Consider the following 11,759-nt stretch of genomic DNA (forward strand, 5'->3'; position numbering starts at 1 on the left):
TGCTCGCGGTGGGGTCTCGAGAGGTCGGGACCCCACACTGGCTGTCCGTGATGCTGCGTCGGCCTGTGACGCGACCATCGCCATGGCTGATGGGGTCGTCGGATTCTGTAGCCGGGCAGGGAATCTGGAAAATGTGCCGGCGATCAATCCACGACCCGACTACGAGGCCCTGCGCGGCTCCGCCCCACTGTCGTCGTCCACGTCGGGTTCTGCGGCCAGCCCGGCCGCGTCGGTCAGGTCGGGGTCCAAGTCCTCCATACAAAGCCCCGGAGTAGGCTCCGCCGCTTCGCCGGGGCTTTCGTCACGCTCTGCGAGCATCGGAAGGACGTACGCCTGGGCCAGTCCCGCCAAATGAAGAGGGAGCGGGAGCGACAGCGCTGCGGCGTAGTCCGGCGCTTGGCGCAGCTGGTGTACGGCAAGGGCCAGCGCCTCCGCGTCGTCGGACGCTCCCGGTACGGTGGCGGCCGGGTCGTCCTCATGACAGCCCAGCACCGCGATCTCCACCAGGGTCGGGTTCCAAGCGTTGGTGCCCGCCTGTGAGGTGAGGTTGCCTGCCGCGTTGACCCGGGTGGCAAGGCGGTCGAGGGCGGGCGAGACCGCATGGGTTCCGGGGCGCTCTGTGGTGCTGTAAAAGACCCGCTCGCGAGAGGACGCTCCGTCCTGTTGCGCGGAATGCTGCGTCCAGAAGCCGGCTGGCTGTCCGTGCGGCTTGCCGGGTTCGGCCAGGCCCCACCACTGGGCGGTCTCACGTCCGCCGCACCCACGTACGCGCACGAGGCGGAGTTCGTCGTCGAGCCGGCCTGCTGGTGCGTGACCGGGCTTGATCAGGTCCCGTTCGGTCCGGCCGTCCTGCAGCCATGGCCAGTGCAGCCTGCTGTTCTGCGCATGGGTGATCAGCGCGGTGGGCTGTCCGCGGAGGGAGTGCAGTACGCGCTGAAGGAATGATGCGGTCTCATTGCGCTGCTGGGCGAGGTTGGTGCGCCACTGCCTGCTGGTGACTCGGAGTGTCCCGGAGTGGGCGCCATCATCCGGAGTTTCGGGTTCCGCGAAGGTCGCAGGGTCGATCTCGGCCTGCTTCACCAGGCTGAGGAGGAACTGCGGGTAGGGTACCCACGCCCCCGCGCTGTCGTCCCAACCGCGTACGGCCGCGAGGCCTTCCCCGTCCCCCAGTGGGGTGACCAGGACCGCCACGGGCAGGTGCTTGGGCAGCCGGGTCGGGCCGTCCTTTCGGCGCTTCACCATCCACAGCGCCGCGTACTGCAGTCCCTCGGGCAGGTCGTCGCCGAGCGTGTGCTGAGGCAAGACGCGGACGCCGAGCTGGCGCAGGCCGTCGAGCCAGGAGCTGTGCGTGCGGTGGTCAAGACTGTCCACGTTGTCGATCTGCCGGTCGGCGGACGGGGTCACGACGAACTGGGTCAGCAGCCCGGCGTCGGCACACCCCAGGCGGACGGCGAACTTGGGGTCAGTCGACGCCGGGCGGAAGGTGCTGCGGTGTGCGATCTCCACCAGGGCGAGTGCGGGACGGGAGGGATCCGCGCCGTCCGCACGGAGCGATGAGCGCACGGCTTGGCGGCGTGCGCTGACTGCCGCCGCGCTGGCCGCCCCCATCCCCTTGACGGCCGGGTCGGGCACGAGCCGGTCCCCGAGTCCGTCGGCGAGAGGTAGGCAGCGCAGCCTGAGTGTGAGCTCCTCCGTCCGCCATTCGAGGACGACCGGAGCTCCGGGCCTGGCCTCGTCGAAGTCCCGGTCTGTGGCCGGAGCTGCGGAGGCGGCGCCGTCCCCGTCGAGCCCCAGGACCTTGGCGAACTGTGCCACCGCTTCCTTCCGCACCTCAGGCGACTGCCACAGCAGCCGGGCCTCTACCACTGGCGAGCCGCCCTGTTCCGGGCCGTGGCCAGCGATCCGGGACTGCGCCGCGAGTGCCACGCGCCGCGCTTGGGTTTCACGCAGCAGCTCGGATTTCTTGGCCTCGTCGGTCCTTGGCTTGGGCCGTCGGTTCTCCGGTGCGCCGATGCCCTTGCCTCGTCCGCGCGCCAGGTCGGGTACCCGGACCACCCCTTCGGGGAGGGCCTGCTCAGCCCATTCGGTCAGCTGGGCCCTCTGGTTGGGCATGAAGCCGGTGCCGATCTCGTGCCCTCCCATCCTGGTGCTGTGGACCACAGCGGCGCGGACGCCGCGACCCGCGCCGATCCAGGAAACCGGCTCGGTGAGGAGTTGTTCGGGGTCGGGGAAGTTACCGGCCAGGCTGAGTCCCCGCAGAATGCCGGCAGTGTCGTTCTCCGACCAGACGAAGGTGTCGGCCGCCCGGTCGCGGCGCAGCCGGGCGAGTGCGTAGCGTTCGGTGGCCGGCGCTCCGGGCAGCCAGGGGATGGTGGGCCGGAGGTGGACGGTGGTGGCTTCCCGGTAGGGCAGATTGAGGCGTTTGGTGGTTGCCCGTGGGTGGGTGGCCCATCGGCGTACGCCCCAGTGCAGGTGGAGGCGCGGCCAGGGGTCGAACGGTGTGGTGTGCAGGGAGATGTTCAGGAGGACGGAGAACCACCACTCCTTGCGTTTGACGGTCCGGCACAGGGGCTGCGAGCTGAGTTCGGCACCCTGATCACGCGGCCCGCGGGGCAGGGCCCGGAAGTGCAGCTCTCCGCCCTCGAAGGGGAAGCCGTCGAGGGTCAGGATGCGGCGTGCCAGTGCGTCGGTGGCAAGCTGGAACTGCCGCGGTTCGAGGGCGGCGGTGCCGCCCGGGGTGGTCGGGGTGGTGAGCAGCTCGACGTCGGTGACCGGCTGCCATGCGGGCAGGTTCCGCTTCAGGTCGGCGCTGCTCGCGAGCAGCAGCGAGCGGAACCGGGGATCCTGGGCGGCGTCCTTGGGGCCGAGTGTGCGCAGCCAGGCGTCGAGGAGTTGCTGCATTGAGCGGCTCGGGAGAGGGTCCGGTGCCGAGGCGGGGATGTACATCCAGAAGTCCTCGGCGGCTTGCGGCCCCGGCTCGACGGGGGTTCTGGGCCGGGGGCGGACGATCACATCGGGGGCGAGGGTCTGGAGCACGCCGTCGAGCCGCCGGGTGGGCAGTGTCAGCTGCTGCTTCTCCTCGTTCCGCCCGTGGTTGTGCAGTTCGAGGAGTCCGGCGTGCCAGTGTTCGGGGAAGGGGAGCACGTGGAAGTCCTCGGTCCAGGGAGTGCTGCCTTCGGCCAAGTGGTACGCGGATCGGCGGATGCTCTTGTACATGTAGGTTCTCCCTGCGGTGCCGTTCGTGGTCGGGTGTGTCGTCCCTTCGCCGGCGTTGAATCCGCCGGCCGCTGCCGTCCTCAGTCGGTGCCTCGCGGGCTCGGCGGTGCCCCCAGGGCGCACAGTGCCTCGTACAGAGGGCGGTAGAGCAGCTTGACGAGCTCGGTGTCGGCGAGGTCGGGGTGCGTGCCGGCGAAGTCGGTGTCGCCATCCGCGAAGTAGGGAGCGAGGACGTCCCGCAGCCGCACGAGCAGCCCCGGGTCGCCGACGGGGCCCGGGCGCTGTTCCCGCCCCATGACGGGCGCCTGTGCGGCCGCGAGTTGGGGTGCGAAGGCGGCGTCGACAAACACGACGCGGGCAGGTACTCCGCCGCGGACAAGGCGTCCAATGACCTGCCAGATGGTGACGAGCTGGTCCCAGGCGAAGGACGTCTTCTCGTCGTCGGAGAGCGAGGAGTAGATGTAGGGCCGTGACAGTACGTGCCGCCAGACACGGCGCGCGGTGGTCCTGAAGGCGCTGCCGGCCGCGTCCAGACCGTCGGTCTCGGCCACCAGGTCGCCGAACGTCCCTTCCGGGCTCCTCAGTTGGCCGCGCACGAAGCGGCTCGCCCAGTCGTTGATGGCGAAGATGGCCAGGGAGAGGTCGTTGGGGCGGGGGTGTGGGCGCACCATGAAGAACACCGTCCCGAACGCCGCCACTCTCTCCTCGCCGGGCCGCTGGGGGGTGGTGAGGATGTTGTGCCCCCGCTCGACGGCGAGGAGGGGGGCCACGAGCAGTTCGGCATCCGGGTCGTCGGCGAAAGACGCGAGGTCTCCGCGCCGCACCGCTCCCGCGCTCGACACCGGGCTCCCCGCTGGTGTCGAGCCGTCGATGGCAGTCTCCAGCTCGGCGTCGTCGGCGGCCAGGACGCGTACCCGGCCGTGCCAGCGCGGGATCTCGTCCAGGGCGGCGGCGGCCGCCTTCGCCTCCGCATAGCTGCCCACCAGGAGCAGGGCGCGCTTGCGGCGCTGATCGGGGATCTGGGCGAGTTCGCTCTGTAGTGGGGAGGTGCTTCCGTCGCCCCGGGGACGGGCGAGCCGGTCGATCATCAGTCGCAGGACGTCCTCGCGCTTGTCGGGGTCCTGCCCGGAGAGCCGGATCGGCTGCCCAGCCGCGTCGTAGAGGAACTCGGTGCGGAACACGGTTTCCCGGATGGAGCGCAGCGCCTTGCTCTGCGGTTTGAGCACCGCGCTTACGGGGGCGAGCACGTGGGCCCGGGTGGAAGTGCCGGCCCAGCTGGTGCCCGACATGAGCAGGACGTGCGGGCCCGCTTGCCCCCGGCCAGGGTCGGCGCCGAGCTGGGGAAGGTTGAGCAGCAGCTCGCGGCCCACGCCCGCGCAGCGGAAGAAGCGCAGGGTGCCGGTGCGGTGTCCGTCCTTGTTGCGGGCAGCGGCCCGTTCGTCGATCAGGTACTGGAAGCCGAGGACGTTGCCCATCGGTGCCTCGGGCAGCAGCGGCGCGTAGTCGAGGGGCGGGCGGCGGGTCAGTTCGTGGCTTGCCGAGTCGAGCCGTAGCGCGGCCTCCACCTGGGGCCACAGGAACGTCACTCGGTCCAGGCGCTGATGCAGGGCGGCGAGGGCAAGAACGAACTCCAGCCTACGCGCGTTGAGTTCACGCCATTCCTCAGTGAGGGGCACATCCTCGGGCGCCGGTTTCCTGCCGCGCCTGACGACGGGCACGGGCCGCTGCTCCGGCCCCGGCGCTCCGACGAGGAACGAGTCGAGGAGCACGCGGACGCGGCGTCGCGTCCGCTTCTCGTCGAGGGTGTGCAGGACGTCGTGCGCGAGGGTGGTCAGTTCGTCGGCGGGGGTGAGGTAAGGGCCGCGCCCGCCGAGCGGATCGTCGCGGAACGTGTCGAAGAACCCGGTCAGCTCGGTACGGCGCTGCGTCCAAGGAGCCTCCGGGTCAGAGGCGTCGCCGTCGTTCCCGAGACCGTCCTCGTCCTCGTACAGTGCGCCTTCGTCCTCGACGTCCCCTTCGTCCGTGCTGTTCGGTCGCCCCGCGGCCTGGCCTGACCTGTGTGGGTACCAGGCGTGCATCAGCTTCTCCTGAAGCGTCCACGCGCTGAAGTAGTCGATCTGAGCCCAGTTCCGTAGTCCCTCGTCATCGATGAGCATGGCGTACAGCCGGTCCGCGGTGGATCCGACGACGTCCAGGGCGGCGGACCACCGTTCCACGTCCTGGTCGGAGAGCTGTACCCGTCCCTGTCGGGCGAGTTCGGAGATCTCGTGGGTCTGCAACTGGTCGAGCCAGGACTCGGAGACACCGGTGGTGACGAGCGTGGCCGACGGTGCGAACATCTGGTCGAGCTGCATCTGCACGCGGTCGGCCTCGTCGACAATCACGATGTCGCTGCGCAGACAGGCCAGTTCCAGGTAGCGCAGGCGCTCGGCGTTGAGCTGGCGCGGTACCGCCGTCTGGACGAGGCTGGCGGGGTTGGCCACCCAGATCAGCGCGTCCACGAGGTCACGCGCGGAGGAGTGCCGGGGGCAGACGCTCCACAGCGGGCAGGCGTGCGGGGTTCCCAAGTCCTCCTCGTCGGTGTCGTCCGCGAAGGTCTTCCTGTCGGCGACTCCTCGGGCGCGTTCGAGCTCACGTACGGCACGCTCGACCGTCGGCTCCGCGGTGGTCTCCTGGCGTCGCGTGGGGTGGAGGGCACCACACGGCGCATCGGTGTAGCGCAGCGGCTCCGACGTGTCGAGGGCGCGCAGGGCGTCCAGCGGACAGGCGGTGCTGAGGTGCGCGAAAACGGGGCCGGTGTGGGACAGCAGCGAATGCGCACCGCGTGCGGCGAGCCTGCGGTGCAGCCGCTGGGTGTGCTGGGGCCGCGTCGTGCCGCCCTGAACCAGGGCGGCCTTCAGGCCGAGGGTGCGGAACAGTTCGGTCAGGTTCAGCTGTTCGGCCACGTCGCCGACGACGAGCGTGCTGCGCAGGCCTTTCTGGTGCGCCCAGACGGCGAGCAGCGTCATCAAAGTCGACTTGCCGGCGCCCACCATCCCGACGAGGTGGGTGAGCCCGTCGAGCGGCAGCGCAGACGCTGCTTCGAAGGCCGTGCCGTCCGGGGTGCGGGTGTCGAGGTCGAGGTGCTCGAGGCGCTGAGACCAGCTGCCCGCACCGAGCCCGCGCCGCTCTTCCTCCTCATCCATCCACCGGGCCACATCGGCCAGTTCGTCGAGCGGCACGTCGAGAGGGCCTGCGGTGGCCGGGCGTTCGGCGTAGAAGGGGTGGCCGGGGAAGGGGTCCTGTACGAGGTCGGCGGGGACAGCGACGGAGGTGCGGCGGTGGCGCCGGTCCATGAAGCGGTGCTCGCCCGCCTCCGCTGGGGGAAGCGGCTTGGTGGCGAAGTCAGGGAGTTTCAGGAGCGCATCGTCGTAGGCGGTGAAACGGTCGGCGGCCACCTTGAGGGGCAAGCGATATGCGGGCTCTCCGGCCGCCGGGACACGGTACGCGCGCAGCCGTTCGGGCAGGTCCAGGTAGGCGTCCAAACTCTGCCGCCACATCCGGCCGCGGCGCATCGGCCAGAGCAGGTGCCGGGCTGCGGCCAGCGCGACCTGCTGGCTCGGGCCGATGGGGAGCTTCGCGGCCCGGGCGAAGGGGAGACCGTAGCCGCCGAGGAGCGTCCACGCTCCGTCGGCGGCGTGGCCGGGTGCTACGGTCTCCATCAGTCGCAGGGCGAGTTCCACCTGGCAGAGCAGGGCGGGCCGGGTTCTGGCGTGCTCCTCGGGCCAGGGTCGCAACTCGGCGACGACCGGCTGGTACCAGCTGCTGCGGTCACGCATGATCGGCTCCTTCCTTCCCGGCTCCGTAGGCCGGTGCCGTAGGTACTTCGGTCGGGGGAACCGCCGTGCGCGCGCCCCTCCGCCTCCTTTTCAGTGGCGTGGGTTGGCCGGCGTGAAGGGGCGCGATGGACGCGTCCGGCCCGCGTTGGCCAGACAGTCGAAGCCGCGCGGCTCGCATCAGCTGGTCGTCCGTCAGCAGCCGCAGACCGTCGGCGTCCTTGCCCCGCTCCTTGGCATAGACGTCGAGGTAGTCGCGGCGTGCGCGCACCCTGAAGCCCGGTACCACCCAGCAGGCCTCGTCATACGGGGGTTCGGCGCGGACCGAGGTCGCGGAGCGCCCGAGGAAGGCGGGGTGGGCCCAGTCCTTGACGTCGACGGCCCACACGTGACCTTCGGGGAAGGTGACGCGCAGGTCGTACGCGTCGAAGCCGGGCCACATCTCGACGGTGAGGCCCAGGGCGCGCAGCTCGCTCTCCAGTGAGGTCTCGGCCTGGCCGGGTCCGGTGACGAACTGCCGCAACGGTTTGCGTAGCTGACGCAAATCCCCCACCTCTGAAGCGGCGAGTACACGTCCGTGCGGCGCGGGACCCCGGTACCGGCACTGGTCGCGTTCGCACCACCACTGGGTGTCGGACACCGGGTGGAGCAGCGTCAGGCAGCGGTGGCAGCACAGGTACGAACCGCCCCGCCGGAACCCGAGAGGGACAGGGGCGTAGATCTCCTCGATGAGGAAGCGGACGGGGTCGAGGTGGAGGTCGGTGCTGACCTCGACCCAGTCCGCCTCGGTGAGCACGGGCCGGGTGACCAGGAGGCGGCGGAAGGCCGTGTACGACTCGGGTGACGACATGGCGCGGCAGGCGCGGAGGGCCTCGTGAATCACCAGACGGTCGTACTGCCGACCGGTGCTGTCGCCGTATCCCCGCACGGCGAGTTCATGGCAGAGCTGCGTGGGTTCTCCCGAGTCCTCGTCGATCAGCCGGTCGGCCCCGTCGAACAGGTCGGTGGGCAGCCGGTCGAGGGGCCAGCTGCCCAGGGGGCGCGCGCGGGCCCAGCGCATCATCTCGGGTACCCCGGCCGGGGGCTTCGCCCCGTTGCGCAGACACTGGAGCACCAGGGCGTCCACGGCTCGCTGCGCGGCGGCCGGGTAGGGCAGAGTGAAGGAGTCGAGGCGGTCGACGGCCGCCAGGTGCAGGATGGCGGTGGCGATGTCCCGCAGGAGGACGACGTCGGGGTTGGACAGCCAGTCTGGTACGAGTTGCTGGTCAGTCATGGGCCGGGATCTCTCCTCGCGGAGGGGTCTGCGCGTCGGGGTCTTCCGGGCGCGGATGGTCGGTGACATAGGCGGTACCGGGCCGGCACCAGGTCCGTGCCTGGCAGCCGTGGCAGTGGCGCCCTGTCCTCGGCTCGTACGTGGTGTCGTCCAGGAGCGGCTGGGCGAGTTCGGCGATGACGGTCCGGGCTTCGTCGATGTTCTCCGCCCGGCCGGGGTCGACGCGTTCGAGCCGGCTCTCGCCGTGGCCTTCGCGCAGGTGCTCCAGCTCGACCCAGGAGCGGCGCGGGTCGTCGCCGAGCGCGCCCGCGTGGAAGAGCAGTACACCGAGTGCGAGTTGGGGGTAGGTGCGGAGCAGGGACTGCCGTTCCCACAGCGCGCGGGCCGATGTTTTGGTCTCGTGCCAGATCCACCGGCCGCGATAGGTGTGCACCAGGTCGGGTACGGCGAGGACGACGACATCGAGTTCAGGCACGTAGGCCGTTACCCGGTGCTTCACGAGCACCTGTTCACCGGCGCCGAGTCCGTTGAGCGGGCACAGCAGCCGGTGCTCGGCGAACATGCCGGCGGCCTCGCGCGCGGACGCGTCATCGAGTCCGGTCCTGGCGCGTATCTCGGCCGGGCTGGGGATCTCGCGGTCCCGGCAGCCTCGCGCGGGGCGTTCGCCGTGTTGCGTGTCGAGCCAGGCGTCGACGGCCCGTCCGCGCTGTGCTCCCCGGCCCTCGGTGGACAGATCGTTGAGGTGCAGCCGTCGCACCAGGTGGTACTGGGCAGGGCATTCGGCGTGCACGCGCAGGTCCCAGGCGGAGACGGAGCGGCGTTTTCGTGCGATGGCCGGGGGCCGCCCGCCCCAGAGTTGTGGGGCGCGCTTCAGGTCCGTACAGCCGGCGGTGGCCTTGCAGTCGACGCAGTTCTCCCCGGGCTGCGTGCCGGTTCCGGTCGCGGCTGTGAGGAAAGCGGGCGCCGCGTCGTCCGTGAACCGCTGCCGCGCCTCGGCGGGACCTTCGGAGAGCAGCCTCGCCACGGAGCCGTCGGCGCATCCGACATCGAAGACGCGGACCAGTCCCGGCGGCTGGGTGCCATCGGTCGCGGCGGGCGGGGGCTCGGCGCGCGCCTTGCGCCGGGGGGTGGGCATCCCGTACGCCATCACCTGTGCCACGGCCGCGAGTTCGGCGTCGGGGCGGCCGGTCTTGGCCCGGCCCAGGGACGGCAGCCACAGATCGCGCACCGTCCCGTCGGCGGAGGCGTACATGCGACCCCAGAGGGTGTGTTCGTACTGCCGGGCGCCGCGCGGGTCGGGGGCGTCCGTGCGTCGGGTGCGCCACGTCCACGGCTGCTCGACCGGTGTGGTCGGGGGCAGTCCGGCCTCGATGGTGGCGGCCTGCTCCCGGGTGCGGGCCGCCACATAGCGTTCCAGGGCGTGGGCGGTCCAGGCCAGATGGGCGGGGTGTACCGGCGCGCCCCACCCCAGGAAGGGGCCGCGGGTGTTGCGGAGTTCCTCGCGCACCTGCTCGACGGTCCAGTCTTTGTGTTCCCAGAGGTCGAGGGCCGTGAAGAGCGGACCGAACCCGAACTCCTCGCGCGGGGCGGGACGGAACGTCATGGCCGGTTCGGCGACGAGCAGGGGCCGCATCGCGGTGCGCAGGTGGGTCGGGCAGGCCGCGGCGTTGGGCCGGGCCATCCGGGGGCTCGCCCTGATCAGCCAGTCGTGGCCGACGACGCCCGATGAATTCTGCATATTGACCCCCGTGGAGGCGGCATGGGCAGGAGAGTGTCCAGGACCGACGGAACTCCGAGGAGATCCGGGCACCACTCGAGTATGCCACATATCTGTGAACTCAGTCCATGGATGGTTCGCGTGGCAGTTCATTCACGATACTCTGGTGTGCCTGATGGTGCAGGAGTGCGAAGGGGCACGGCGGTGGACGCGGATACGTACAAGCCCGGCGCGGGTGACCTGATCGACGGGTGTTACGAGTTGACGGACTCGCTCGGCAAGGGCGGGATGGCCCACGTCTGGCGGGCCCGCGAGGTACCCGGGGGTCGGGAGGTGGCGGTGAAGTTCCTCAGCCATGACTCCGAGGCCCTTAACTGCCTCGCCCCGCACGAGCGGGCGGCCGAACTCACCGTCAGAAAAGCCCGGTTCCGACGCGAGGCCGGTCTTCTGGGCGCGCTCGACCACCCGGGCATCACGGAGTTGTACGGGAGCGGGTCGCACCAGGGCGTGCCGTACATCGCCATGCGCCTGGTGACCGGGATGAGCCTGAGGACCTTCCTCGACGAGCACAATCCCCTGCCCCTGGCCGCGGCGATCGCCGTCGCCGTGCAGGCGGCCGAGGCACTGGCCTGTGCGCACACCCTTCCTGTGGTGCACCGGGATCTCAAGCCGGCGAACATCATGATCGACGATGGGGGCACGGTCGTCCTCATCGACTTCGGTATCGCCAAGCCGCTGCGCGCCGACGCCACGAGGCACACGGCGCACGGTTCGACGCTGGGCACCCGGGGCTACCTGGCGCCCGAGCAGCTCCTGGAGCTGGAGCCCACCGCGCGAACGGACATCTACTGCTTCGGGTGCATCTTCTACGAACTCCTCACCGGAAAACCCCCGTTCCCGCTCGGCGCGGAATCCGGCCTCACCGACAAGCACCTCCATGAGGCGCCGCTGCCGCCGAGCGTGTACGCCGCGGGCCTCCCTGAGGTGATCGATGACCTGTTGATGCGGATGCTCGCCAAGAAGCCCGAGCGGCGCCCGGCCGTCGACGAGGTCCTGGAGGTCCTCGCTCCGTTCAGGCCCGGGCCCGGCGACCCCGAGCCCCGGCCGCGCACCCGCCCCGACCCCACCGCCCCCTTGCGTCGGCCGCCGGACAGCGCTCTGCATCCGCGCCCCGCTCCTGCCGTCCCACCTGCCGCATCCGCGCCGGGCGAGGAGGAGTGGCTGGACACCCGCGCGGTCGAACAGCTCTGCACGCAGGCCGAGTCGGAGATCACCTCCGGCGAACCGGGCGACGCGGCCGGCCGCCTGCGCGGACTGACGGCGCGGGTCCGCAAGGAGTGGGGAGAGCGCCGCCCCCTCGTGCGCCGTGTGTGGCAGGGAGCGGCGGACGGACTCCGTCTCGCCGGTGACTTCGGCTCCGCGGCCCGCCTCTACCAGGGAATCGACGACGACCTCATCCACGGGGAGGGTCCCGCCGAGCGGGCCGAACGCGCGGTGATCCGGTTGCGCCTTGCCGAATGCCGCCTGGTCTTCGGCGAACTGGAGACCGTCATTACCGCGGTCGACACGGCGGGGCACACGGCTGCGGGCTTGCCACCGGAACTCGCGGCATGGGTCGAGACCGTACGACGCGGGGTTGACGCCCAGCTCACGGCCCGGCTCGCTGCCCCGGGGCGCATGGAGGCGTGACAGCCCGCTGAACGGCCGAGCGGTGTCCCCGACACCCGGATCCGAGTGG

At 70.9% G+C, this 11,759-nt stretch carries 5 protein-coding genes; 1 reads left to right on the forward strand and 4 read right to left on the reverse strand.

The features are described from left to right. Positions 1-159: 159 nt before the first annotated feature. From LNW72_RS29550 to LNW72_RS29565, 4 genes are all read right to left on the reverse strand, one after another. Positions 160-3,216, reverse strand: a complete 3,057-nt coding sequence (locus tag LNW72_RS29550) for a pPIWI_RE module domain-containing protein (protein ID WP_250978135.1) — start codon at positions 3,214-3,216, stop codon at positions 160-162. 80 nt (positions 3,217-3,296) lie between these two features. Beyond that, positions 3,297-7,034, reverse strand: a complete 3,738-nt coding sequence (locus LNW72_RS29555; RefSeq protein WP_250978136.1) for a hypothetical protein — start codon at positions 7,032-7,034, stop codon at positions 3,297-3,299. Beyond that, positions 7,027-8,304, reverse strand: coding sequence for a hypothetical protein (locus LNW72_RS29560; protein ID WP_250978137.1), 1,278 nt, complete (start codon positions 8,302-8,304; stop codon positions 7,027-7,029). The genes LNW72_RS29555 and LNW72_RS29560 overlap by 8 nt, the downstream gene beginning before the upstream one ends. After that, entirely contained in the window at positions 8,297-10,042 is a 1,746-nt protein-coding gene (locus LNW72_RS29565; RefSeq protein ID WP_250978138.1) for a PD-(D/E)XK nuclease family protein, read from the reverse strand. Before LNW72_RS29565 ends, LNW72_RS29560 begins: the two co-directional genes overlap by 8 nt. Before the next feature lie 183 nt (positions 10,043-10,225). Between LNW72_RS29565 and LNW72_RS29570 the strand changes: the two genes are divergently transcribed. Continuing rightward, complete coding sequence (locus LNW72_RS29570) at positions 10,226-11,710, forward strand: serine/threonine-protein kinase (RefSeq protein ID WP_250978139.1); 1,485 nt, start codon at positions 10,226-10,228, stop codon at positions 11,708-11,710. Positions 11,711-11,759: the final 49 nt, after the last annotated feature.

Origin of the sequence: Streptomyces sp. RKAG293, assembly GCF_023701745.1 — a bacterium.
Classification (GTDB): Bacteria; Actinomycetota; Actinomycetes; order Streptomycetales; family Streptomycetaceae; genus Actinacidiphila.